The organism is Psychrobacter pacificensis (assembly GCF_900101915.1).
Classification (GTDB): Bacteria; Pseudomonadota; Gammaproteobacteria; order Pseudomonadales; family Moraxellaceae; genus Psychrobacter; species Psychrobacter pacificensis.
Map to the genome: position 1 here is coordinate 1 of NZ_FNAL01000011.1, position 26,311 is coordinate 26,311.

Annotated in this window: 23 protein-coding genes; 14 read left to right on the plus strand and 9 right to left on the minus strand. The window is 44.7% G+C overall.

The features are described from left to right. On the minus strand, positions 1–259 hold a 259-nt coding region (locus tag BLR43_RS07900), incomplete at its 3' end, for an IS630 transposase-related protein (protein WP_093070195.1). A 305-nt stretch (positions 260–564) separates the two neighbouring features. Between BLR43_RS07900 and BLR43_RS07905 the strand changes: the two genes are divergently transcribed. Next, the gene (locus BLR43_RS07905) at positions 565–1,608 is read left to right on the plus strand and encodes an NAD(P)H-dependent flavin oxidoreductase (protein WP_093070197.1); all 1,044 of its coding nucleotides are present in this window, start codon (positions 565–567) and stop codon (positions 1,606–1,608) included. Position 1,609: 1 nt separating this feature from the next. On the opposite strand, the gene BLR43_RS07910 is transcribed toward BLR43_RS07905, so the two are convergent. Both BLR43_RS07910 and BLR43_RS07915 read right to left on the minus strand, forming a co-directional pair. Further along, a complete protein-coding gene (locus BLR43_RS07910) occupies positions 1,610–2,560 on the minus strand; it encodes an alpha/beta hydrolase (RefSeq protein ID WP_093070199.1) in 951 nt (316 codons plus the stop codon). A 522-nt stretch (positions 2,561–3,082) separates the two neighbouring features. Further along, on the minus strand, positions 3,083–3,439 hold the full coding sequence (locus BLR43_RS07915) for an aspartate/glutamate racemase family protein (protein ID WP_223335369.1): 357 nt from the start codon (positions 3,437–3,439) through the stop codon (positions 3,083–3,085). Between the two features lie 200 nt (positions 3,440–3,639). Here BLR43_RS07915 and BLR43_RS07920 point away from each other — a divergent pair, with 200 nt between their 5' ends. From BLR43_RS07920 to BLR43_RS07945, 6 genes are all read left to right on the plus strand, one after another. Next, positions 3,640–3,894 carry a DUF2798 domain-containing protein gene (locus BLR43_RS07920; protein ID WP_071002646.1) on the plus strand — a complete coding sequence of 85 codons (255 nt, stop codon included), beginning with the start codon at positions 3,640–3,642 and terminating at the stop codon, positions 3,892–3,894. 354 nt (positions 3,895–4,248) lie between these two features. Then, a complete protein-coding gene (locus tag BLR43_RS07925; protein ID WP_093070201.1) occupies positions 4,249–5,226 on the plus strand; it encodes a zinc-binding dehydrogenase in 978 nt (325 codons plus the stop codon). A gap of 221 nt (positions 5,227–5,447) precedes the next feature. Next, positions 5,448–6,452, plus strand: a complete 1,005-nt coding sequence (locus BLR43_RS07930) for a YhdH/YhfP family quinone oxidoreductase (protein WP_093070203.1) — start codon at positions 5,448–5,450, stop codon at positions 6,450–6,452. Positions 6,453–6,618: 166 nt separating this feature from the next. Further along, the gene (locus BLR43_RS07935; RefSeq protein ID WP_093070204.1) at positions 6,619–7,410 is read left to right on the plus strand and encodes a TIGR04255 family protein; all 792 of its coding nucleotides are present in this window, start codon (positions 6,619–6,621) and stop codon (positions 7,408–7,410) included. Continuing rightward, positions 7,407–7,937 carry a hypothetical protein gene (locus BLR43_RS07940; RefSeq protein WP_093070207.1) on the plus strand — a complete coding sequence of 177 codons (531 nt, stop codon included), beginning with the start codon at positions 7,407–7,409 and terminating at the stop codon, positions 7,935–7,937. The genes BLR43_RS07935 and BLR43_RS07940 overlap by 4 nt, the downstream gene beginning before the upstream one ends. 8 nt (positions 7,938–7,945) lie before the next feature. Continuing rightward, complete coding sequence (locus tag BLR43_RS07945) at positions 7,946–8,752, plus strand: hypothetical protein (RefSeq protein ID WP_093070209.1); 807 nt, start codon at positions 7,946–7,948, stop codon at positions 8,750–8,752. Between the two features lie 58 nt (positions 8,753–8,810). On the opposite strand, the gene guaA is transcribed toward BLR43_RS07945, so the two are convergent. Further along, positions 8,811–10,421, minus strand: coding sequence for a glutamine-hydrolyzing GMP synthase (guaA, locus tag BLR43_RS07950; RefSeq protein WP_093070211.1), 1,611 nt, complete (start codon positions 10,419–10,421; stop codon positions 8,811–8,813). A 427-nt stretch (positions 10,422–10,848) separates the two neighbouring features. Between guaA and BLR43_RS07955 the strand changes: the two genes are divergently transcribed. The 4 genes from BLR43_RS07955 (at position 10,849) to BLR43_RS07970 (ending at position 16,018) form a co-directional block, all read left to right on the plus strand. Next, the gene (locus tag BLR43_RS07955) at positions 10,849–12,456 is read left to right on the plus strand and encodes a glycosyltransferase family 2 protein (RefSeq protein ID WP_093070213.1); all 1,608 of its coding nucleotides are present in this window, start codon (positions 10,849–10,851) and stop codon (positions 12,454–12,456) included. Positions 12,457–12,579: 123 nt separating this feature from the next. Then, positions 12,580–13,851, plus strand: a complete 1,272-nt coding sequence (locus tag BLR43_RS07960; RefSeq protein WP_093070215.1) for a glycosyltransferase — start codon at positions 12,580–12,582, stop codon at positions 13,849–13,851. Positions 13,852–13,854: 3 nt separating this feature from the next. Further along, positions 13,855–15,006 carry a hypothetical protein gene (locus BLR43_RS07965; protein WP_093070217.1) on the plus strand — a complete coding sequence of 384 codons (1,152 nt, stop codon included), beginning with the start codon at positions 13,855–13,857 and terminating at the stop codon, positions 15,004–15,006. A 31-nt stretch (positions 15,007–15,037) separates the two neighbouring features. Continuing rightward, on the plus strand, positions 15,038–16,018 hold the full coding sequence (locus BLR43_RS07970) for a glycosyltransferase family 2 protein (RefSeq protein WP_167669395.1): 981 nt from the start codon (positions 15,038–15,040) through the stop codon (positions 16,016–16,018). Positions 16,019–16,267: 249 nt separating this feature from the next. On the opposite strand, the gene BLR43_RS07975 is transcribed toward BLR43_RS07970, so the two are convergent. Both BLR43_RS07975 and BLR43_RS07980 read right to left on the minus strand, forming a co-directional pair. Then, positions 16,268–16,861, minus strand: a complete 594-nt coding sequence (locus tag BLR43_RS07975) for a hypothetical protein (protein WP_093070221.1) — start codon at positions 16,859–16,861, stop codon at positions 16,268–16,270. Between the two features lie 83 nt (positions 16,862–16,944). Next, a complete protein-coding gene (locus BLR43_RS07980) occupies positions 16,945–18,111 on the minus strand; it encodes a MalY/PatB family protein (RefSeq protein WP_093070223.1) in 1,167 nt (388 codons plus the stop codon). Positions 18,112–18,291: 180 nt separating this feature from the next. On the opposite strand from BLR43_RS07980, the gene BLR43_RS07985 reads away from it, so the two are divergent. Further along, entirely contained in the window at positions 18,292–18,789 is a 498-nt protein-coding gene (locus tag BLR43_RS07985; protein WP_093070225.1) for a cupin domain-containing protein, read from the plus strand. Positions 18,790–18,814: 25 nt separating this feature from the next. On the opposite strand, the gene BLR43_RS07990 is transcribed toward BLR43_RS07985, so the two are convergent. Then, positions 18,815–22,354 (minus strand): hypothetical protein, encoded by a 3,540-nt coding sequence (locus tag BLR43_RS07990; protein WP_093070227.1) that lies wholly within the window; start codon positions 22,352–22,354, stop codon positions 18,815–18,817. Between the two features lie 107 nt (positions 22,355–22,461). Beyond that, positions 22,462–23,262, minus strand: a complete 801-nt coding sequence (locus BLR43_RS07995) for a crotonase/enoyl-CoA hydratase family protein (protein WP_093070228.1) — start codon at positions 23,260–23,262, stop codon at positions 22,462–22,464. Positions 23,263–23,795: 533 nt separating this feature from the next. On the opposite strand from BLR43_RS07995, the gene BLR43_RS08000 reads away from it, so the two are divergent. Continuing rightward, positions 23,796–24,488, plus strand: a complete 693-nt coding sequence (locus tag BLR43_RS08000) for a LysE family translocator (RefSeq protein ID WP_093070230.1) — start codon at positions 23,796–23,798, stop codon at positions 24,486–24,488. 65 nt (positions 24,489–24,553) lie between these two features. Continuing rightward, positions 24,554–25,591, plus strand: coding sequence for a 23S rRNA (adenine(1618)-N(6))-methyltransferase RlmF (gene rlmF, locus BLR43_RS08005; protein WP_093070232.1), 1,038 nt, complete (start codon positions 24,554–24,556; stop codon positions 25,589–25,591). A gap of 107 nt (positions 25,592–25,698) precedes the next feature. On the opposite strand, the gene BLR43_RS08010 is transcribed toward rlmF, so the two are convergent. Next, the gene (locus BLR43_RS08010) at positions 25,699–26,268 is read right to left on the minus strand and encodes a manganese efflux pump MntP (protein ID WP_093070234.1); all 570 of its coding nucleotides are present in this window, start codon (positions 26,266–26,268) and stop codon (positions 25,699–25,701) included. Between the last annotated feature and the right edge of the window lie 43 nt (positions 26,269–26,311).

Genomic DNA, 26,311 nt, shown 5'->3' on the forward strand with positions numbered 1-26,311 from the left:
GAATGCCTGTTTTACTACAGTTTAGACGACGAGCTCGCTCATACTGGTAATCATCGGGATACTCTTTGACATCATTAAGTAGCACATCATCTGGTATTTTATAGGGCTTGGTTTGCCTGGTTGTTTTACTATGAACACGCCGCTTCCAGTTCTGTATGGTGGTTGGGCTCAGATTATAAGACTCAGCCGCCTCGGCAAAGGTCATACCCTCGTCTAAGCTTTTTAGTACCTGTTTGCGAAAATCTAGTGAGTAAGTCATGGTCTTTATAATAACAATTGGATTTGATAATTAATTTATAACACTTTTAGGTGGAATTGACTATAATTGAACAATCTGATATTAACGAAATGAATGTTGAATACCCTGAAGTATTATTTTTCTTAAAAAATATACTTGAAGTTTCTTAGACTTTAGAATTAATCTTTATATAGTTATCTCAAATGCAAAAGCATGACCAAAACCCACCACCCTATTCATCAACTAAATAAACACTATCCAACACGCGCACCGCCTACCTCTGCTACAGTAAGTCATGCAAATATCCTAATAAAAAGGAGCCATTCATGAGCTTACTCAATACGCTTAACCTCACCTACCCCATCGTCCAAGCACCAATGGCAGGAGCGACTACGCCTGAGCTGGCGCTGACAGTGAGTGATTTTGGTGGGCTTGGCTCATTGGGTGCTGGCACCACATCGCCTGAGGTGTTAAACGAGCAAATCAATACCATCAAATCGCGCACCGACCGTCCTTTTATGATTAATTTAATGGTGTTGTCTGAGCATGAGTCTAATACCTTTACTAGCGACATCCCTGCTTGGTTAGACGAATATTATCAAAAAAACCAGATAGACACCTCATTGCCTGAGCGACCAGCGCTTAGGTTTGCAGACCAGTTACAAGTGCTCTATGACAACCCCGTGCCTGTCGCTAGCTTTACCTTTGGTATTATCAGTGCCGAGCAAGTGCAGCACTTACAGAGTCTAGGCACACGTGTCGTCGGTACGGCCAATCATCCTCACGAGGCAAAAGCATGGGCGGATATTGGCGCGGACGCCGTCTGCGTACAAGGCGTCGAAGCGGGCGGCCATCGCGGTGGCTGGCTGCCACAAAGCGCAAATGACCCCATGGGGCTGCTGACATTGATTGGTCAAACGCGCGCTTGCACGGATATTCCAATGATCGCCGCGGGCGGCATCATGACGGGACAGGATATTAAGGCAGTACAAGCGGCAGGTGCTGAGCTTGCGCAAATGGGAACGGCGTTTTTGACCACAGATCAATGCGGTATTAATGATACGTATAAACAAGCGCTTATTGATGCCAGTCAAGGGTTACGCAGTACTGAGACGCGCTTAACCAGATTGTTCTCAGATAAGCTTGCACGTGGATTATTAAACAACTATTTGCGTGATTTTGCTCAGTTTGAGTGTGCAGATACGCTACCGCCCTACCCGCAACTCAATGCCATGACCAAGTTTATGCGGGCGGATGCAGCCAAGCGTTTGGACGCCGAGCATCTGTCGTTATGGGCAGGGCAAGGCGTCACGTTAGTCAAAAACGAAAGTACAGACGCCTTACTGACACGATTAATAAAAGGTTTGTGAATTACTGACCCTTCAGCGTTGCACGAAACCCTTCATAGTCATCAGCCGTTTGCTCTACTGCCTCTATCATCGGCACATGACCGATATCTTCCATCATAATGACTTGCGCTTGCGGGATGATGTCTTTGATCACATTGACCGTTTCAGGTTTGATGACTTGATCTTTATCACCCCAAACCACGAGCGTTGGAATATGATAGTTCGCGATGATTTGAGCGCGCTCCTCGACACTATCAGTGACGATTTGCTCAAGGATTTTGGCGTCCAACTCCTTATTATTGATACGCTCTTGCGCGAATACCGCTTTGACTGACTTGGGCAAATAAGGCGGCTTATACATGACAAAATCGTACATCTTGTAGAAGTCTTCTTTGCTATTGATCAGCAATGGGTTGTTCTCAAGGGTTGCGCCCTCAAGCGATTTTGGCACGCCTGCTGACCAAAACCCTGCGCTATCGACAAGCCACAGACTTTTGACGTCTTTTGGGTACTGTGCAGCATACGCGACACTGATCGCGCCGCCCATCGAGTTACCGCCGATGTGAATATTGCTTGCCAATCCTTTAGCTTGCAACAGCTCATGTAAGCGCGTGGCCTGTGCCTGTGAGCGATAGTCTGCGCTCATAGGTTTGCTCGATTCACCAAAACCCAGCAGATCAGGAATGATCAGATGATAGTCCTCTAACTCATCAGCGATACGGGTGAAGTTGTCTTTATTACCACCAAAACCGTGAATAAGGAGTAAGGGCTCGCCTGTTAGGTTGGCGTTTTCGGCATAAACTAACTTGTCGCCAGAAGTTAGCGTAAATGATTTGACATCCAGATCAGACTTATTGCGCTCATATTGGATAATTTTTTGGGTAGTGTTAACGGCAAGCGTATTGGGCGCTGTGGTACAGCCTACGATAGAGAGACTAAATAGTGCGGCAAGGCCTAAGCGTTTAAATAGCATAAAGACATCCTTGTTTAGAATTAAGGTGGAAACAAAATCTGACTTTGATTTTAGCGCTAAACTTGTGCCTAGATTTTTTAATTTATAACTTTCTAGTCAAACCCTTATTTCTTATGCCTATAAACAAGACTATCGTTAGCTCTTGTTTACCTTTCTAGCCAAGATAGCTTAAGCATTGTCATTTATAATAGGAGCGCTTTATAGCAGTAGTGGTTATAACTACAACCCTAAGCTCACTATCTATTCTCAATTAAACCCAACTGACACTCATCAAAGCCCAATCAAAGTGGCATATAAGGATGCACCTTAAGCGACACGAGTACGCCCTCTAATAAATCGCGTGACCTTACCAAAGGGTCTATCGCCAAAACCATGCTGCTATTTGCCCTACCAACGACACCATGGAGACGGTTACCGCTGCGCCGTATCGTCAAAGTGCACAAAAAGGTTCATGATAGCCATTAACCAACTTACGATAAAGGCTAAACGGTCGCAGCAGGCTTTATGCTATCTTTGCAGTATTTAGCCGACTGCCTTATCCACTAAAAACCTTACCGCAGCTCGCGCATGGATAGCGGTGGTATCAAACACAGGGATGGGGCTGTCAGCTTGCTTAATCAGCATGCCAATCTCAGTACAGCCCAAGATCGCGCCCTCGCAGCCTGCATCAGCTAACTGCTCAATGATCCTTTGATAATATTCTCTTGAGCTATCCAATAACTGCCCTTGGCACAGCTCCTCATAGATAATTCGGTGCACCTCTACCCTTGCGTCTTCTTGAGGTATCACCATTTGCAAACCGCTATCTGTCAGACGCTGCTTATAAAAATCTTGGGTCATCGTAAACTGCGTATCCAATAGCGCTATTTTCCTATTTATCGTTTAGTCTTACTTATCATAGATTATCGTAGCAAAAGTTGCTCTCTAGAAGAGCGCATTATCTAGAGATATTGTTTTTCTCAAGATAAAAAGATGGTTATGAATCTATAGCAAACCTGACGATTGATAATAACGATTTTACCAGTCCGTCATCACGGAGTATCATGAGCACTGCTATCACTTGTAGGATAATCGAAACTATGGCCAACTTCCCCACCATCAGAATACGCACCCGCCGCAAATACTATCGCCTGATCTTTACTGGTCTTATGGCGATGATGATGTCACTCATCATCTCAACCGTATTATTGCTTATAAAGGTGGGCTATATTGACGGTTTTTTTACCGAGCTGATGCACTCGTGGGGATTGGCCTTTATCGTGGCGTGGCCCAGCGCGTATTTTTGTGCTTATATGGTGCAGGAGCACATCCTTAGTCGCATTGAGTTTTATTAAGCCGCTATTTTATTAAGCCTCTATTCTATATAGTCAATCTCTTTCCATATAGCGCCGTGTCATTGACGGCTCAAGCACTATGTCTGTACATGATCAGTATGGCGACTGCTCATCTTTATCAAATGCAGCAATCCATATCTATGCTGTCAAGACAATGACTGAGCATTTAATCCACCTGAAACAAAACCATACATAACGTTATCATCTATTTACTAGACGACCAGTCTATTGTTATCTATAGTATGATCCATACTGATTATATTTAAACCAGATCACACAGTACGATAGCTACACCATAACGTGCTGGTCTGGGACCCACACACATAATAACAAATAATTGATTAAGGATAATTTATGCGCGTTGCTACTTATGATCACTTTGGCAAACCTTCCGACGTACTGAGCGTGGGCGAGCGTCCTATGCCGCAGCCTGCTGCCAACGAAGTACGTATCAAAACCATCCTTTCCCCCATTCATAACCACGACATGCTAACGGTCAGCGGGCAATACGGCTACAAGCCAGAAATGCCAGCGGTTGGCGGTAGTGAAGCGTTAGGAATTATTGATGCGGTCGGTGATGAGGTCACAGACTTAAGCATCGGTCAGCGCGTGGCCTGTGCCAGTGTGCACGAAACGTGGGCAGAGTATTTTGTCGCCCCTGCCACTATGGTATTTGTCATCCCTGATAGCATCGAAGACGAACTGGCCGCGCAGCTGATTGCTATGCCATTATCCGCCTTGATGCTTCTTGAATTCCTAGAAGTAGATAGTGGACAATGGATCATCCATAATGCGGCTAATGGTGCTGTTGGTAAAACACTAGCCATGCTGGCAGCGGCACGCGGTGTGAACACCATTAATCTCGTGCGTAGCAAAGACTCGTTAGAAGAGCTGACCGCGCTAGATATCAAAAACAATGTCGTCACTACTGATGATGACTGGCAAGACCAAGTCCGCGCTATCATCGGTGAGGACAAGATCACCGCTGCTGTGGACTCCGTCGGTGGCGAATCAAGCAATGAGCTGCTATCGCTACTCGGTAGCAACGGCACGTTGGTCTCGTTTGGTATTATGTCAGGTAAACCAATGCAACTAGACGCTGGCAGCCTGATCTTTAAGCAAGCTATCGTCAAAGGCTTCTGGGGCAGCAAAACTAGCCAAGAAATGGATCTGGACAACAAACAGCGTCTGATTGATGAACTACTAGAGCGCGCGACCAACGGCAATCTAAAATTACCAATTGAAGCGGTTTATGGGCTTGATGAGATTACCAAAGCCGTCTCAGGTGATGTGCAATCTGGCAAAAAAGGTAAGGTACTATTAAAACCTTAGTAACTTTAAAGTATTGTCAAAACTATAATTTACACACTAACCTTTCAACGACTATTATCATCAGAGGTAGCATAAAATAACAAGAAGCCCGTTTGTATTTATCCTAAAGTACAGTGGGATTTTTTTGCTTTAATGGCTTTGCAGTCATGAGATAATGAAGCATGCGATAGTTAAGCCATGACTCATGAACATAAACAATAAAACGTAATAGGGATATCACTATGTCAAACGAGAAAACGTTTAAAGCCTTAGTCGTTGAAGAAACTAACGACGGTGAATTCAAAAAAAGCATTCACGAGCGCAAAGTCAGTGACTTACCAGAGAATGACTTGCTCATCGAAGTGCATTATTCATCATTGAACTACAAAGATGCCATGTCAGCCACGGGCAATAAAAGAATCACCAGAAACTATCCGCATACCCCTGGTATTGACGCGGCAGGTGTCGTCGTCAGTGACAAATCAGGCACGTTTAGCGCAGGGCAAGAAGTGTTGGTATTCGGCTATGATCTCGGCATGGACACCGCAGGCGGGCTTGGCCAGATAATCTCGATACCCGCTGATTGGGCGATAGAATGTCCAAAATCATTAACATTAAAAGAAGCAATGATTTATGGTACTGGCGGCCTAACCGCAGCCTTAAGCGTGCAAAAGCTTGAGAAAATGGGCGCAAAACCTGAAGACGGACCAGTCGCCGTCACGGGCGCAACGGGCGGCGTCGGTAGTATCAGTATCGCTATATTAAGTCAATTGGGCTACGAGGTTATCGCCTTCTCAGGTAAGCCTGAACAAAGCGATTATCTAAAAAATCTTGGCGCAAGCGAAGTCCGTCATCGCGATACGATCAATGAAATCGGTAGCAAACCTATCGGCCGTGAGCTGTGGGCCAATGCCATTGATACACTCGGTGGCGATTATCTAGCTAATTTGCTCAAGCAAACCAAAGCGGGCGGCGCAGTGACCAGTTGCGGCCTAGCGGGCGGTGCGGAGTTTTCGATGACGGTCATGCCATTTATCACCAGAGCAGTGTCATTATTGGGTGTCGACTCGGTACTTATCCCCCTTGAGGACAAAAAAGCGATTTGGCAGCGCGTTTCAACCGATATGAAATTGCCTGACCTTGAGGGTTATGCTGAAGAAATTACCCTTGAGCAAACGCCTGAATACTTAGATCGCTTTATTTCGAGTAAGGTGGTTGGGCGTTATGTGGTGAATGTGCGGGGTTAGGTTATTGGTTTAGAGAAATGAGTTTTTAGATGATGGCAGTGCTCTTTCGGGGTGCTGCTTTTTTTTGGAATTCTCAATTGTTTTCCAAAAATTACACAACTAATTACACATAGTGTGTATTATATAATAACTTTAAATAGACTTATCAGCTTACTGAGAGTTCAACATGTGTGACTATAAAAAGTTATCAAATCAACCTTTGGTCTTTGTATTAGCAGAATTTAGATTTTCTCCTATACTAGGTATAAAGGAATACATACCTAAGATTCAAGATGCTTTGAGAAATAAGCTACCAATTCTAAGGAACACTGAGACCCAAGAAATTACGGTGTCGCCTAACGGTATAAGCTTAGAGGCTCAAGCCAACTGGGAGTTTATCTCTAAAAATAGTCATACCGCAGCTTCGGTTAACCAGAATCGTTTATTGTTTATGACTAGTGAATATGAACGCTTTAATGGATTTGAAGAGAACTGTGATTTCTTATTACAAACTATTATAGATGTTATTAACCCAAGCCTCTGTTTAGGTCTTGGCTTACGTTATAGCGATACCATTTTTAACATTGAAGGCAAAGGCTCAATAGAAGATTTTGTTCAGCCTAGACTATACAACAACGATGATTTAAAACTGTCAGGGAGCTTACTAAGACAGACTAATGAAACTTTATGGAGAACCACAGAAGGGGCTATTTTTATTCGTTCGATATACGGTGAGGATAAAGTTTTAGTTTGGCCTGATGCAGAGAATTTACCCATTGCAATAGAAAAATCTTCTGATAAGCCTGTCAAAAGACTACTATTGGATATCGACCATGTATGGAATGCTCAGGAAGAAGAGTCCGGTCCACTAGATTTTAATAAAGGATTAATACTTAGTAAGCTATCACACATGCATAAAATCAGTCGAAAAGCATTTTGGAATGTAACAACAGAACAAGCCAAGGAGGCATGGAAATGAGACAAAACAGTTATGGAGCAAATAGCTGGATAAATAAGAACATTACTACCGCTTTTATAGGCGCTTCTATTCTTGCCACTACTCCAGCCTATGCTTTTAAGAAATCAACCAGTTACGATAACAGTCGTTATATAATTGACAAAATGAGCCAAGCAAGCGGATCAAGTATTAATGTTAAGTACAATACTCGCCAGTCTCAGCTTTCGACAATAAAAGAGTATTTTGATTTGAGTGATGAAGAGCTTGCTAAGCTTGTTGGTGTCTCAAGAAAAACACTGTACAACTGGGAGAAGCAAGGGATTAGTAAAGAAAAAGATAGACAAAGAGTGTTTGAGTTAAGCGTTATCGCAGAAGACTGGAGTTATAACAAGCTTCCTACTGATAAAGAAAAGCTGTTTACCCCTATCCTAGGTTCTACTAGCGTGATGCAAATGTTAACAGACGAAAAGCTTGATAGAGAAAAAATAATTTTTGCAGGTCGACGTCTTGCTCATCAATCACTGACGCCTGAATTAGGTTTAATTTAGAGGTTTAAATGCAGCGTATACTCGAAGCATTAGGATGGCGACAAGGCAGCTTTGTCAAACCTGAAACAGTTGCAAAGCTAATAGGTGATATAGATAGTACGTTCACTATATCTGCTAACAACTTGTTGGTTGTTGCCTCGCAATCATGCGACGTTGCCTCCTCGCAAGAAGAATACATCGAGCTCTCTATTGTCCGGCCTTTATCAGCTGAAGCGTTTAATAAACAGTATAGCCATAATCGTCATCCTAGAATATTGCATATAGAAGCCAACTCAAACAGCTCTGATGAGAAGGTTATTTTAGAGCTAAAAGCTCACGAAAAAATTCAAATAAAAAAGTCACTTCTTGAAGAATTTAAACCTGATTCTTCAATTAACTTTTTAGAAGGGAACCTAAATCAGTATATTGATTGGCTAGCTGGTCGTTATAAAAGACCAGCATTACCTACTAAATTCGATCAGCTAATCGCGTCTTCTGATAAAAAAGGTAAAAGAAAAAAGATTGCTAAGCGAGCTAATGAATATCTAACTGGTATATATGTTGATATTTATCCAAATCGAGATATTAAGGATGAAGAAACTTATTCAGTTAATTTGTTAGGTATAGCTTCTAATGATCAGTCTATTGCTTCTGCTACTGATGCACTTAATGAATATGCCGATATATTAAAAGATGCAGGAATGGACGTCTCTGTTCCTAAAGTAGGCACTGAATTTAAAATTTCTGTAGGTACTTTACGCCAATATCAACGTATCAATTTTGACTATCTTTCGTACGAAGAAAATAACCCTATACCACCTGATACAGGAATTTAGACAAAAAACACCCAACCAAGTTGAGTGTTTTTTATTTCAGCTAAATACTGAGTAGAGATTATTCCCACTCAATCGTCGCCGGCGGCTTGCTCGATACATCATACGTCACGCGTGAGACCTCAGCGATTTCATTCATGATGCGATTCGATACTGTCTCAATCAAATCATACGGTAGATGGGCAAAGCGCGCGGTCATAAAGTCCACCGTCTCAACGGCACGTAGCGCAATCACCCACGCATAGCGGCGGCCATCACCGACCACGCCAACTGATTTGATTGGTTGGAATACCGCAAAGGCTTGCGCGGTTTTGTCATACCAGCCAGAGCGCTCCAGCTCCTGCATAAAGATAGCATCTGCCAAACGCAAGACATCAGCGTATTCTTTTTTCACTTCGCCAAGGATTCGTACGCCTAGACCTGGCCCTGGGAATGGATGACGGTAAATCATCTTCTCTGGTAGACCAAGGGTGATACCAAGTTTACGCACTTCATCTTTAAATAGATCGCGTAACGGCTCAACCAATTCAAACGCCAAGTCATCTGGCAAACCGCCAACGTTATGATGGCTCTTAATGACGTGTGCTTTACCTTGATGTGACTTAGCAGATTCGATCACGTCTGGGTAAATCGTACCCTGTGCTAAGAACTCAACAACTTTACCATCGCTCTGCTCGCTCACTTGACGCGCACTATCAGCGAATACGTCGATGAAGGTTTTACCAATGATTTTACGCTTTTTCTCTGGGTCGCTCTCGCCAGCCAGCGCGGTTAAGAAGCGCTCTTCGGCATCGACGCGGACGACTTTGACGCCCATGTTTTCTGCAAAAACTTGCATGACCTGATCGCCTTCATGCAGACGCAAGAGACCATTATCCACAAACACACAAGTCAGCTGATCGCCAATGGCTTTGTGCAGTAGTGCTGCAACGACTGAGCTGTCCACGCCGCCCGATAGTCCGAGCAATACTTGCTTGTCACCGATTTGCTCTTTGAGCTGTGCAATACGCATATCAGCGATATTGTCTGGCGTCCACTCACCAGCACAATCGCAAATCTGATGGACAAAACGACCTAGCAGCGCTTGACCTTGTAGGGTGTGCGTCACTTCTGGGTGGAACTGTAGACCGTAGTATTTCTTGTCATCATTAGCCATAATCGCAATCGGGCAGCTTGGCGTACTAGCAACGATGTCAAAGCCTTCAGGCGCTTTGATGACTTTATCACCATGACTCATCCAAACGTTTAGCTTGGCAGCCGCGCCGTCAGTCTTGCTGTCTTCGATACCGTCAGTCAGCTGCGAGTGACCATTTACTTCGATGGTCGCCGCACCAAACTCATGAATATCACTGGCATGAACTTGCCCGCCGAAGCGATCTGCCATCGCCTGCATACCGTAGCAAATGCCAAGTACTGGTACACCGAGCTCAAACACCGCGTCATTGATACGCGGGCTATTGTCCGCATGCACACTCTCAGGGCCACCCGATAAGATGACGCCTTTTGCGCCAAAATCGATGATACGCTGAGTGTCGATGTCATAAGGGAACATCTCACAAAATACCCCAGAATCGCGCACACGGCGGGCGATTAACTGACTGTATTGCGAGCCAAAATCGAGGATTAAAATGCGGTCTTGCTTGATAGTTGGCGTCGATGATGCGGTCGTCATAAGGTGAGTATCCATCAATAAAAAATTGGTGCCCTATTTTAACAAGTTTAGCGCCATGAATGGCGGTTGATATGCGGTTTATTCTTAACTATTTTTTTCAAGCGTTGACGCACTCAACATAAGGACATGACTAAGACAGATTTTTGACGCCTATCGCTATAAACCTTTTATAAAACCTTATTTTATAGGTGTGTATCTCTATATTTTCGATGCTTCACTAAATTTCTTAAGTTAATGACTGAAAAACTTACGTAACATTACGAGATAGTGCAGAAACTAACACTTAATAATCAATATGTTACCAAGCTTTGTATTACTATGAATTTGTTCTCTCAAGCGCCAATTAAATATTTCATTAAAACCAAAGCGCTATTTGCTGCCCCTGTTTCCAACGTCCACAGCTCGATAACGATAAGAATAAAAGATTATGACTCCTTTAACGTCTGCGTCTCGTATGATGCACGGTGTGCAAGATACAGTTTTTGCGCCCGTATCATCTCAGTCGACTACTGCCACGATTGCCTTTAGCTTCCAGCTAATGACACGAGCGGAGCCACCTGAGATTGTGATTGCAACCATTAAGTCGTTATTGGCTGTCAAACAGGCAGTGGATGAAATCTTAATTATTGATAATAACCATACGGATAAATCTCTTTATCAACCACTGGCCGCCTTTTGTGAATCGCTAGATGCCGCGCTCAACGTGCGCTTTTATCATATTGATGAGATTGCAGGCTACAAAGCGGGTGCACTTAACTTGGCGCTGGCGTGGATGGACAGACGCTGTAGTCATATCGTGGTGGTGGATAGCGATTATGAAGCATTGCCGCATGCCCGTGAGGCGATGGTACAAGCCATTAACGACTATCCTGAGCACACACTATTACAGTTTCCGCAGTTTTATCGCAGCGCCCATCTTGAGGACATTCACAGCGAGCTGAATCATTACTTTAACCATCACCTATATCAGCCGCGCAATCGTATACGCGCCTTATCGACAGGCACCTATGCGGTCATTCGCCGTCGTGATTTGCAGCAGCTGGGCGGCTGGTCGGGCGCATCAATCACCGAAGACGCGCAGATGGGGGTGCTCATGCATCAGCATGATATGCGTAGCGCCTTTATTCCTACAGTGATTGCAACGGGACTGCTGCCCGCAACCTTGTGTGATTTATTGGCACAGCGTCAGCGCTGGGTATATGGCAATATGCAGATTTTTTGTCGCTATCTTGCCGCGCCATTGTTACGTCGTCTGCATCCGACGTATGCCGCGAGTATGGCGACAACCAAACACAGCAAAGCTGAGCAGCGCCGCTATCAGCGCGCGCACTTGTCGCAGCTCAGTGCATGGGTCAACGGCACAGGGATTTTAATCTTGCTTCAGCTTATCACCGTGATGCTGATGGCGCTCACCTTGATAGTGGGGCACGACAGCACATGGGCGTTACCGATTTTGGCTGTCATCTATGCAGGTTACGGCGTATTTTTACTGCGCCGTTTATGGGCGTATTTGCACGACCAAGCGCCACTCACCCAGCAAATGCAGCGCGGCTATCGACATTCTATTCCTAAACGCTTACGTACATGGCTGATGCATTTAAACTTTTGGGAAGTGGGTGCGCTGTGCTGGTTGCCTGTATTGTGGGGACGGCAAAAGCCCTTTGTGTGTACCCCAAAAATCGCTCCTGATGCCACGCAATCAGCGCTAAAGCACGCCAATCGCCGTGCCTTACCCAAATTACTATTGATATTAAATGCACTCACTGCCCTGTTGGTATCACCGCTGTCTGCGGCTTATTCCCCGATACTATTTGTCTGTGCGCTCACCGTCTTTGGTTTAAAACTCATTGCCGCAAGACTTGCCTTAGCCAATTACAGCACTGCCAGCGAGGCCGAGTACCTGCGTTCTTTATCAGAACCATCAGCACCTTTTCCCTTATTAAATACAGAATATGTAAAGCCACTAAACATTCAAAAAATGCCCTTTATCAAGACGACTGATCGCGTACAAGATAAGCAGACCATCAACTTTTAACCTTTATTTTACTTTTTATTTTGCGCACATTTTTATCCTGACTTTTACCTTTATTTTCAATAACAACAACCATAACAGCGGCGGCCATAACGATGATGAATAAGCGCCGCCATAGGAAATATTATGACCCTTTTATCTTTACCCACTGCTTCTGTCACGCCGCAGAAGCGACCCTTACGCATTGCTATCATTGCGCATTCTTTATACCCGATTGCTGAGCCTTACGCAGGCGGGCTTGAGATGATTACGCATTTGCTATGTGATAAGCTGGTTGCGGCGGGGCACGAGGTGCTGCTTTACGCGCATGCTGACAGTCAGACGGAGGCGACCCTTGTACCGCTATTGTCGCGTCAAGAATTTGAGGCGATGGTCTATCCAAACGAGCATGAGTCGGTGGCGATGGGGCGCGAGGAGATGTACCAATACCTCACCTATCAACATGCGCTTCGCGATATCATCGAGCGTGACGAACGCGGCGAGATTGATGTGGTACACAATCACAGCTTGCATCATATTCCGATGATGATGGGTCAGGTCTTTGGCAAGCGCTTTTTTACCACTTTTCATACGCCGATTTTTCCGCAGCTGCGCTTGGCATTATTGACCCTACAACTGGGCACCGATACGCAATTCACCTCGATTAGTACCTATCAGCAAAAACTGTTTGCCGAATTTGTGCCATCTAAAGTGGTGTATAACGGTATTGATGTGGACTCTTTTGACGCGCAGCTGACACCTATCGATGACGAAGTGTATCTGTGGTACGGACGTATTTGCCCTGAAAAAGGCACGCATTTGGCAATGCAATATTGCTTGGCGGCGGGCAAGCGCCTGATTATCGCAGGCCCCAAAAGCAATGCACAGTATTTTGAGCAATCTGTCGCGCCGTTATTACTCCAAGACAAGCAGCAGGGCAGCGATTTGCTCGACTATGTCGGTCACAAAACCAAAGCAGAGATTAACCGCTACTTGAGTCAAGCGACGGCGATGCTGTTTACCAGTACGTGGGATGAGCCGTATGGTCTGATATTGGCAGAGAGTCTCGCCTGCGGCACGCCTGTGATTGGCTTTGATGTGGGTGCGTGCGCGGAGATTGTCACGTCTGAAACGGGCATTGTGGTCGCTAAAGAAGACAAAGCCGCCTTTATTAAAGCGTTTGATAGCATCAAAAACATCTCACGGGCGGCGTGCCGTGCGCGTGCCAAGTTATTTTGTGCCGATACCACGATGGTCGATGGCTATTTGGATTTGTATTATCAAACGCTGACACCAGAACAACAATCGCTATCCACAGCGCAAAAGCCCAGTGCTGCCATGACCAAGCGCTTACCTTCGATGCCACCACCACAAGCGACGCCAAGTCTCGACACCTTGCCCCAGCACGCTGAGGGTTAAGGGATGCGCATCGGCTATTACGCCCATCATCACGGCTCGGGGCATTGTCGGCAGGCGGACAAGCTGGCGGCGCTACTGCCTGAGCCTGTGCGCGCGCAGTTCACGGTTTTTACCAGCGTGTCTGCGGCGGACTATAGCTTTAGCAATATCAGTGAAGCGCAAGTCGTCCGCCTCGCGCCTGAAGATGAGCGCGCAGACGATGTGCTCAAAGGGCGTGCGGGACAATACTGGCAGCCTGAGAGCTTACACTATTCCCCTGTCGGCAATCGCGACATTCAAACGCGTAGCCATCAGCTGATACAGGCGCTACACGCGCGGCAGATTGCTCTAATGATTATTGATGTCAGTGTGGAAATTGCCATGCTATGCCGCACGATCAGCATGCCCTATCTGTACGTGCGTTTGACTGGCGTGCGGGACGATACGCCGCACATAGAGGCTTTTAAAGGTGCGCTGGCAATGCTTGCCCCGTATCCGCGCGCGCTTGAAGCGATAGACACGCCTGCATGGATGCCAAAGAAAAGCCTGCATTTGGACTTTATCGGTACAGCGCTCAGTACGGATTTAACCCGTTCCGAGTTTTTGACATTACTCAATGATTTAGCAGACGATGCTACGCCGCATCGTGAGGGCGCGCCCATCATCACGGTGATAAAAGGCTATGGCGGACACCAAGCGATTGATGCGCGCCTGCCCACATTGCGTGAGCTATTGCCCGATGCCTTTATCATCTCGCTCGGTCCTATTGACGATAATGTACTCCATCTGGTCGATATCGCCACACAGGTCAAAGACGTGCGCCCGTTTATCATTCATAGCGATGCCTTGTTTATGGCGTGCGGGCTGAACAGCATCGCGCAGGTCTATTACGAGCAGACGCCGCTTATCGTACAACCTGACGCGCGCCCGCATGACGAGCAAGTTGCCACCGCCAATGCTTTGATTGCGCAAGGTCGGGCGCTCAGCTGGAATGACTTTTGTAAAACGGTGCAAAACAATAACGGGCAGCTGCCTACGCCGACAGCCATTACGCAGACAGCGCCTGACTCGGACACCTCAGCTGCCGCATTGATGCATAGCTTTGGCGACTATAGCGATACCAAGGCATGGTTTAATGAGTGGCTGTTGCCCAAACTTGCGCTGCGTCCCGAATAATCATCTTTTAATAATAAGAAAAACTAAGCCTATGATGCATCACGACCCAATCTCCCCGAAGCGACCGACCGCCTCCCCGAAGCGACCGACCGCGCCTGTGAGCGTCATCACTACCTGCTATGGGCGTAACACGCACTTATACAATCTGCTTGCCGCCCTTGCCAACAGCAGTACGCCACCTGCCGAAGTCATCATCGTCAATGACGACGCCGACCCCAAGCGCCTAAACGAATACGCGCTGAACATCGTACAGATTCCGACCACGAAAGATGGCAACGATAAGCAAGCGCGCTTTGATATCGGGCACAATCGCAATATCGGCGCCACGCACGCGAGCTTCGATGCGCTGATATTCTTAGATGTCGATTGTCTGGTTGCGGCGGACAGCATCGCTGGACTGTATAGCAAGCTCACGGCGCATCCTAACGCGCTGCTGATGGGGCAGCCCAAATATCTGACGCGCCCGCTGTCAGCCGCCGAGTCAGCAGCGCTGTCAGCTGGGATGCTAAATAATGCCGCGCTAGATGCGCTCTCCGTATACAACCCTTATCGTCCCAACTTTGCGCCCACAGACTCACTCGCGCCCGCCGCGATGACGCAGACCGAGGACTTCGGGGCGTTTTGGAGCTTGTGCTTTGCCATCACGCGCCAGCAGTTTGATGCGCTTGGGGGCTTTGACACCGCTTATGTCGGCTACGGCGCGGAGGACACTGACTTTGCGTTTCGCGCACGCGCGTGCGGCATGCCGTTTTATCTGACTGCCGAAATCGTCTACCATCAGCAGCACAGCGTCTGCCGTCCGCCGCTAAATCACTTGGACAGTATCGTTATCAATGCCAATCGCTTTTATGATCAGTGGCAACATTGGGCAATGGCAGGCTGGCTGGGTGAGTTTGCTGAGCTCGGCTTGATTGAGTGGCAAGCGGCGCAGACAGCGCCGATTACGTTGCTGCGCGCACCTACAGAAAAAGAACTGGAAGCGTCGCATTGTCCTGATGCACCGTTTGTTTAGAGGTGGTTTTGTTGATGCGTGGCAGGTGAGCTTGCCGCAAAAGTGAAAGCGCCCAAACAGTACCTGCGCTCAAGCCCGCATGGTAAGCTATCTCCGATAGAGTAACTGTATAGATATTAAGGCTCAATGGTTATGACCGATTGAGCTTTGGGAAGTGGTTGAAAATTTAGACCATACTATTTTGTACAATTCAACATACATTCGCAGCTAGTTGTAGGAGAGTTGAAAAATTCCGAGGAAATGCACATCTTAAACTTTGTCCGAGTTTGCGACAAAGTAATTATAGTATTTTTGCGCCTCATCCTCTGAACCTAACGCAACGTCAATAAGCATTTGAAGACCCCATACTGGACCTGGAGTAACCTGCTCTAAATCTAGATCTTCAGGATAAGCATCTGGGTCTATTGCCATATCTAGGTTTACAAACCACCAAATCTCTATCTTTCTCAATAAACCGACCATTTCTTCAAAAGTTTCTGTGACATCAAAGTCAATCCCAGACGAAGCAAATGTTAACATTTCATGAGCTAAGGTGTTGCGGCACCTTTCGATATACTCAAATTTCTCTAAATCTTCATCATCAATGGCACCCATATCTCGTAGCCACGTTAAAGATGCATAGAGTCGGCTTCTATTCAAGACAAGCACCTTTTCTTTATACTCAGCGCTAACAATCATTCCATTTTCATCGAACCCATTAGTAAAAAAGCCTTTTATCTTTTCAACAATACTATTCTTGAGCATCTCGAAGCCCATCGAAAATATAGAGGCTGTAATGATATTTTTTTTAAGCGTCGTGGGGTGAAGTACACGCTCCCATGATGCTTTAACTTTTTCATCCATGTTTGATCTCGATTAATAGAATCAATAGTTTGCTTGTTTCACTAGGTCAGCAATAAGGCATTGCCCATTTTCTCAATAATGTCTTAATTCCCCAACCCCTCAAACGCCACCACCATCCGCGCCAAGCCCGCTTCTAACAGCATACGCGGACAGGCAACATTGATACGCATTTTTGAATGCCCCTCACTGCCATACTTATAGCCTGCGCTCAGCTCCACTTTCGCCGCACGTAAAATATCATAAAGCTGCTCGTCGTCTTGACTATATGCTGAGCAATCCAGCCAAATCAGATAGGACACTTCTGGTCGCATTACCTTGATATTGGGTAGATGTTCAGCGAAAAACTGCAAGGTAAACTCAATATTGTCCTCAATATAGGCAAGCAGCTGTGCCAACCATTCACCGCCGTCACGATAGGCGCTGTGCATCGCGGCATAGGCGAACATGTTGAGCTCATACTCATCGTTTAGATGCTGCTGGGCGTCAATTTTTTCTATCAGTGCGGCATCCTTAGAAAAAATCAGCGAGCCTTTAATCCCCGCAATATTAAAGGTCTTGGTCATTGAGGTCAGACTGACCACCTTATGCTCATAGCCTTGTGCCAGCGTTAAAAACGGTGTAAAGGTATGCTCGCGCAAGGTCAAATCCTGATGAATCTCATCACTGACAATCGCTACATCATGCTTTTTGCAAATCGTCAGTAGCGCCTCAAGCTCCTCTCTCATCCATACGCGCCCGCCCGGATTGTGCGGATTGCAGACTAAATATAGCTTCACATCATGATCGATAATCTTGGCTTCGATATCAGCTAAATTTAAGTGATATTTACCCTCGCTCTCTTGTAACGATGAGGTGATGAGCGTGCGACCATTTTGCTCAACCTTACTCATAAAGGGCGTGTACACAGGATCATTGACCAGCACCGCATCCCCTACCTCGGTAAAGACGTTCATCATCAGCGCTAAGCTTGGCACGACACCCGGGGAAAACAAAATATTTTCTTTAGCAAGTGGTAACTCATAGCGACTGCCATGCCACTCGATAATGGCGTCATATAGCGCCTCAGTAGGTTTGGTATAGCCCAATATGCCATGCTGTACGGCTTGCTCAATCGCGTTTAAGATAGGCGGTGCGGCCTTAAAATCCATATCCGCCACCCACAGCGGAATCGTATCATCGCTATAGTGCCATTTAAGCGATCCCGTACCACGTCTATCGATGACTTCATCAAAGTTATACAACACCCGCATTCCCCTTCATTTAAAATAATGGTTCAGGGTACAACAGGAATGGCGTCATCAACAATCGCTTTATGCAGGATATATAAAGCCGCTGTCTGATTATCAACATCACGCCTATCTCGTCCCTTTTAAAACCTGTTACTATTGGCTAATAGTGGTATACACTCAAAGCATCAACCAAGGAGACCGATGATGACGACACCAGAACAAAAGCCGCCTAAGGACACGCAAGCATACGTCTTGACCAAATCCGATATCGACAACACGCCTGAGACTAAGCATATCCACCAGTTCAATGAGCACGCTATCCGCCATACGGTATCGCTCAGTGATATCGTTGGTCTGACCAAGTTTGGCTTGCACCTCGTACGGGTGGAAGCGGGAGATGAGACGACGACCCATCACTATCACGAGGAGTCGGATGAGTTCATTTATGTGCTGTCAGGTGAGCTGTCGCTGCGCTATGGTGATGAGTATTATGAGCTGAGTGCTGGAGATTTTGTTGGCTTTCCTGCACATGGCGCGGCGCATTCGATGCGCAATGAGAGCGATGCCGATGCCACTTACCTGATGGGCGGCAGCCGACCACCGATCGATATTACCCTGTATCCAGAGATCGACCGTAAGATGTATAAGATTCATGGTAAAAAGGAGTATGTGGATATGGAAGATTTGGGTGAGGTTTGAGTTATTCCTGATGTACCCTATCTATTTAGCTGTCCTTATAATCAGAAATAACATCTTCCGCTTCCCTTTTATAACTATTAGCAAGCTCTCGAAGTGTCACTGCAAAACGGTGATAACCTGCATTTTCAACAGCCTCTGCTTTACTATCATATTCGATTGCTAGCTTTTTCTCTGCTTCACCAGTTGGATCTACCCAATGAGCACCTCTCGAGTTGTATAAGCCAATTCTATAACCACCACGAAGTTCTCCAGCATCTTTATCATTCAAAGTAGCAGCAACTGTCCTGTCAATCCATAACCCATCGCTATCTTTTGGTGTATTGTTAAGAACACTACCTATTTGCTGCATAGCAACTCTGTAATGCCCAGAATCTATACATATTTTTTTAACTTCTTCGAACCATTCTTGAAATAAACCTGAGTCAAAGTGACCTTCCATATCTGTTCCAGGCACAGTATTCCAGTTATGAAGTAATTGCCAAGCATTAGTAGCTAATTGTCTATTGTTTTCACCTATAGTATCTTTTTTGAAATTGTCACTAGTAGATCTATAAATCGACTGAATTATCTGACAAAAGAAATTCGCATCTGTCCCAAGTTTCCATTCTAAAAGCCTAGGTCTGGCATCAAGCTTGTAATCAAGCCATGGTAAGTAAGCCCATTCTATTTTAGCTAACGCTTCTTGATTTATCTCTTCTTTAGACTGTAAGTATTTTATTAACTTAACAACTTCGTATGGTACGAGTGCGTTAATAGATTCTTTAGAGTTTACGCTAGCTAGTAGTACTTCTATACATTGTTCACTATCCAAGCTCTTACCTTGAAACATCCAACTAGATATACATCTTAGAGCTGCTCGTGGTCTCTCATATTGTAAAAGCTTGTTCACAGCAAACTTTATATCTGTCTCAACATATAAAGCATTGGTAAATGTTCGAGTCCAATATTTAGATTCATCTTCTGACAACCAAGACTCGACTCTTTCCCATGTGTTTTCAGAAAATGGCAAATAAGATAAAAACTGACCTAAATCCTCTTCTGACCAGTTCAGTCTATTAATATTATCAACCCAATTCCAACTTTTCTCTCTTAATGATTTCGATATGTATGAACTCAAAAACTCTTTTAACTTATTATCTGACGTTGTTAACAAGCTTGGTAATAAATATTCATCTATCTCATTATTCGAGATACTAGCTAAAGCATACCCGACAGCTTGAGGTGAGGATACTACTTGTACGAATTCTATAACCTGTTCAATACCGCTATAAGTTAACAACTCTTCTATTGCAGCCTTCCTTTTTTCATCAAGTTTACTTTGCTCTTGATTAAAGTCGTCATTGCTTTCATAAAGCTCAAAGTCTCTTTCTGAAAACAAATATTGATAAAGCAAAAAAGGATTATTTGGTGCAAATTTTTCAGAAACATCCTCTATTTTATCGACCATATGACTTGGTAATACCCACTCTGCATCTGTAAATTTACGATGCTTAATAAATAGTGTTGTTAATTCGTTCCAAACTTCCTTTTTATTTTCTTCTGAATACTCGCTAAAACTTTCAGAGCTTAGTTTTTCAATAAAAGACTCAAAACTTTTTTCAGGAAAATGATCTAAATTTTTAATCAACTCTATATTACGCTCAATATTTTTCTCTGTCATACCTACAATCAAATCACCCAAGAACTCGTTCTGTTCCCAATATTCTTGATTTGAAATATTAGCTTCCCACTCACTAGAGATAATATTTTGCCATTTAGGCTTATAGTTTTCAAAAGCAGTTAAATGTTTATTAGGCAACAACTCAAGTAGTAGAATCCAACCTATATCTGGCTCCTCTCTCACTACAGTACTAATAGCAATTTTTCTTTTTTCTGCATCAGCTGTAGTTTGTGGCCTCCAAGGGAGTAAAATTGTAATGAGAGAGTTGATTGGTCTATTTGCCCAATTGCCACCTATATCATGGCTTGCAAGTTCACTCAATATACAAACCACACGTACTAAATGTTGCGGATTCCAAGCTAAAGCTTCAAGTCCCCATAGAAGACCTACAAGGTAGTTTGCCTGACCAAAACCACTACCTTCCTGTTCGAATATCTTATCGAAGGGGCAAGGGTCTAAGCTTAGTGTGTTTTCTATTTGTTTAAGAAACTCATTAGGATTGGCTTCAGCTAAATCAGGTAGTAAGTTATTGATCGTTGCCCATTGTTGCCAAGTAGCTTCACTTAATAGCTCTCTTACTAAGATACAAACTATATTTTCCGCTTTTGATGGAGTACATTGAGTAAATAATTTTGCATTATTTCCAGTCAGCGCCATACCTTCTGCAAGATTCTGGCGAAGTATGCCTGAATATGTAATAACCTTTCCTTGTATACTAGCTAAATATCTTTCATCTTTAGATAACTCAAAGGCAGGATCTTCTTCATTCAATACTAATTCTACAATAGCTTTGAAGTTGTCTAAATCATTATCAAAAATCAGCGAGCCTAAAGCCTCAAGTAATTCTATTTTTCCTCTAACCAACCAAGCTCCATTTTTAAAAACTAGAGGACTATTAAATTGTTTAGAAATATCTTTAATAATAAGTAAGCAGTCTTCATATTCCTTTTTCAAAAGTTGGCTAACTATTTTTCTATCATTTTCATTTTTATCATTCCATCCACCAATTAGTAGTAGAAGTGCTAACTCTGAGCTGTATTGATAGCTAATCAATTGAGTATGATCTTGCACCCTACTATTTTTTAAATGGCTAGGTATTTCTATAATAGACCTATGCTTGGCAAAATCTTCCAACAAATCTTCAGGTAGGTTATCTTTAGTTATAGTTGTACCACTTTGATTATATGATTGAACAACATCTACGATTCTACTCCATACCCTCCTAACATCCTTATTCTGGAATTGGGAAATATGAGAGTGAATTAGAGATAGAACCACACCTTTTTCATCTCCCAAGTCATAACCTAAGACCTGAAAACAGCCTAAAAAATTATATAATTCTTCATCGGTTAAATCTGTACCATTATTGGCATTTTTTAAATGTAATTTAAAAACATCAAGTTTATTAGTCGCTTGGGAAGGGCTAAATTTAGCCATATTAACGTTTGTAAAAAACTCCAAAGAATCCTTAGCATATTTAGCTTGGCGCAAAATGAACTGAACATTTTTATGGTCAGTTGCACTTATATGACTAGTAATCAATGCAATAATATCTTTGCGTTTATCGAAGATAGAGCTATTGTTAAAGTCAGTCCACGCTGCTTGTATAACCTCACCAAATGTAGAGTCACCTTTAGTGATAGCAATAGAATGCTTTACTTGCCCCAAAAGTTTGCGAGACTTATTAGTTTCCAAGTCTTCAATAAATAGAACCAAGTCATCAGTCTCATAACCTAGCCTTTTACCTTGAAAGGCTATTTCTTTGATAGGCCAACATGGCATATTAGGAACATGACCTCTAGATAGCATCAAAACTACAAAACACGCTTGAATATGTGCTTCGAAGTGAGCACCTCCACCTCCTGTAGAAAACGGATTGCTTATTTCCTTATCTTTTTTAGCCAATTATTTTCTCCAAAATATGTTGTGAAATTATTTTTCTCTAGAACTAAAACCCTGAGAAACTAGTTCCACGCTTTACTTATCAAATATAATTCTTATAGATTACTACCCTAATACCCCTTAAACTCCGCTTCCCTTCTCTCAACCATCGCCATCACGCCCTCTTTGGCATCTTCTGAATGAAACAGCGGCGGCAGATAGCTATGGATATTAGCCAGTGCCGTTGCGGCACCATTGCGGCTCGCATCTTGCGCGGAAGATAGCGCGCCTCTAACGCCCAGCGGCGCAGCTTTGCTGATCTCTTGCGCCAGTGTTAATGCGCGCTCGTACTCAGTCCCATTTGCCACCACTTCACTGACCAAGTTCAGTCGATCAGCCGTTTGCGCATCGAACGTTTTGCCCGTGAGTAGATATGGCATGGCTTTTTGCCAGCCTGCCGCCGCGACAAAGCGTACCGTCGCTCCGCCAAATGGCATGATGCCGCGCTGGACTTCCATTTGAGCAAAGTTACAGTTGTCGCTTGCGATGACCACATCACAATTGAGCATCAACTCGATAGCCACGGTAAAGCACGTGCCTTTGACCGCCACCACCACAGGTTTGGTGCGTAAGCGTCCACTAATGCCCCACGGGTCAATTTGATTATCATCAAACTCAAACACACCATCGTTTAGCTTATCTTGTAGCTCGACCAGATCGAGCCCAGCGGTGAAGTGATCGCCATACGCAAAGATAAGCGCACAGCGTAGATGCTCATCGTCTTCATATCGAGTCAATGCGTCAGATAGCTGGGTAATCATATGACTGTCAAAAGCATTGCGTTTATTGGCGCGATTTAGCCCAATCAGGCAAATAGTGCCGTCTGTATCATAAGTAATGCGGTTGTCTTGCGTAGTACTGTCCGTCGTCATGGTGATGTCCTTGTCAAAGTTCTTTTTTATGAAGTGAGTAGGGCGTGTTGAACATTCGACCATGGCACTGACAGCGACTATTTTTTAGGCGATTCGATGTTAAAAATAATAAGTTTAGTCATTCTAAACGCTTATTTTTAACGATGAAGCGGCAAAAAATAGTCCTGTCCCCTGCTTTTATCGTTGGGGCTGATGCTAAAATTGCCCCATACTGCGTTACAAATCTCGCTAAGGCATCTCTGCATTATCGTCGCTTTGTGCCTTGTCTGGAACCATTTTAGCGATCAGCAGTGCCTATTTGCGAATGTTCAACACGCCCTAGTTATATCGTCGAATCTTGCTCGCTTATTTATAGCGATTTGTCGATAGGACTATTTTTAATACTTCATTTAATATAGACAGCATATAACCATAACACAAGCGATAGCAATGACTCGAATGGCGCGATAATAGATAAAAGTTGAACTCATTTGTGATAAGTGCAACTATGATTCAGACTAGGTTGGGTAAAATATCAAGGTATAGAGGGTTTTATGGAGTTTTGGCATGGGTTTTTGCTAATCACTAGCGTTCACTTGCTGGCGGCCGCCTCACCAGGGCCTGATTTTGTGTTGGTCTCACAGCAGACATTAGCCAAAGGTCGGCGTACTGGTTTGATTTGTAGTTTGGGTATTACCTTAGGATTATCGGTACACATTATCTATTCGGTGCTGGGACTGGCGACGGTGATTGCGCATTCGCAGCCACTATTGACCGCGATTAAATGGCTGGGCGGTGGCTATTTGATCTATCTGGGGTGGCAAGGCATTCAGGCCAAACCTAAAAAGCCAGTAGAACTAACAGCATCAGTAACGCAAGAGAACGCACCTATTGATCATTTACAAGCAAAGCAAGACGCCTCTACTCATACCAAATTTACAACGCCTAACGATACTTTCACCACATTGCGTCGCGGGTTTTTCTGCAATGTCTTCAACCCAAAAGCGCCTGTCTATTTTGTGGCGATTTTTACCCTTGTGCTATCGCCAGACATCCCACTTTGGCAATTGGCGATTTATGGCGTCTGGATGATGGTGCTACAGATGGCATGGTTTAGCACCGTGGTGATGCTACTCTCTGTCCCTGCAATTCACCGCCGCTTTCAGCGTTTTGAGCATTGGATCGACCGTGTGTTGGGGTCTGCGATGATCGTATTGGGACTCAACCTGATCTTGCGTCATCGATAACTCATTTGCGAGCGGTGAAATCTGCTACACTGCTGACTTATATCCATATATCGTAGCCTGACATTATGACAAGTAAGCCCATGACCCGTAATCCTGCCAATAGTAAACACAGAAACCGATCGCCTGCGACCGCCAAAAAACTCGGTCAATTGCATCCGCGCAATCCACATCAAGGTCGTTACGACTTTGCCGTATTGACTCGCGCGTTGCCTGAGCTTGCTGAGCATACCATCACCAACCCTAAAGGCGAGCCCACGATTAATTTCTCGGATCATCAGGCGGTTCGTGTGCTAAACAAAGCACTACTGGCAAACTATTACGGCGTTAAGTTTTGGGATATTCCTGACGGCTATCTGTGTCCGCCAATTCCTGGCCGTGCCGATTATATTCACTATATTGCGGATTTACTCGCGCAGACCACGCACGTGAATGCCGACAACACACCGCCAACGGGTAAAGACATTCACGCCCTTGATATCGGTACGGGTGCCAGTGCGATCTATCCGATTGTCGGTAGCCAAAGCTACGGCTGGCGATTTACCGCAAGCGATATTGATCCAGTTTCGGTCAATACTGCCACCCTCATTTGTGACGCCAATCCTAAGCTAAAAAGCGCGGTCAAAGTAAAGCTACAGCCTGAGCCTAAGTTCATCTTTAAAAACATCATTGGTCGTCAAGATTATTTCGATGTGGTGGTGTGTAACCCTCCGTTTCACGCCTCATTAGAAGAAGCGATGGAAGCCAACAGTCGTAAGCAGCACAACCTACAACGTCATCGCGGTAAAAATGAAAGCGAGCAAATCAGCCGTCATTCGACCAAGTCAGATAACGCAGCGCAGAACCTAAACTTCGGTGGTCAGCATAAAGAATTGTGGAGTGAAGGTGGCGAGATTGCGTTTTTGACCAAGATGGCAAAAGAAAGCCAAAGCTATGCTGAGCATGTCGGCTGGTTCACGACGTTAGTATCAAAATCTGAAAACGTGAAACCTTTACAACTACTATTAAAGCAGCTTAATGTCGCGCAGATGCGTATCATTGAGATGAGCCAAGGTCAAAAGAGCACTCGTGTACTCGCGTGGCGCTTTGATACCGACGAAGAATAGTCGTTGAATACCTAACACGCCTAAGTTTCACGTGAAACAAAAAAAGCACCGCTTTGATATTCAAGGCGGTGCTTTTTGCATAAAGGCTAAGTGAAACTCTAAATAGATTAGCCAAAGAACATGACTTTGATACCAATCGCAATCAGCACTACACCGCCCAATGCTTCTGCCTTATCCTCCAGCCATGTACCAGAGCGTCGTCCTAAATAGACCCCGAGCCAGCCAAACACCGCCGTTACGACCGCGATAATCAAGCAAGCTAACCACGCGTTCAAGGCCAATAAATTTAGCGTAAATCCTGCTGCCATGGCGTCAATACTGGTAGCAATAGCAAGGGTAAACATGGTGCGATGGCTAATGACACTACCGCCCACGTCAATATCTTCTTCGTCATCCTCACCACTGAGCACTTCGTACAGCATCTTGCCACCCAGCGCAATTAAGATGATACCGCCAATCCAAGGCGCGGCCGCCGCCAACCATCCCAACAGCGCTGCACCCAATAAATAGCCAATGAGCGGCATCACACCCTGCGCGATACCGAAATATAATGCGGCATAAATAGCGAGATGACGTGCATATTGCTGGCTTTGTTTCTGTGACTTTGCGCCCAGTCCTATCGATACGGCAAACGCATCCATCGCGAGTGCAATCGCGAGCAGCACTACTTCAATCATGGTATTTTCTCTTAACTCGAATAGCAGGTATGATTAGCTTTAT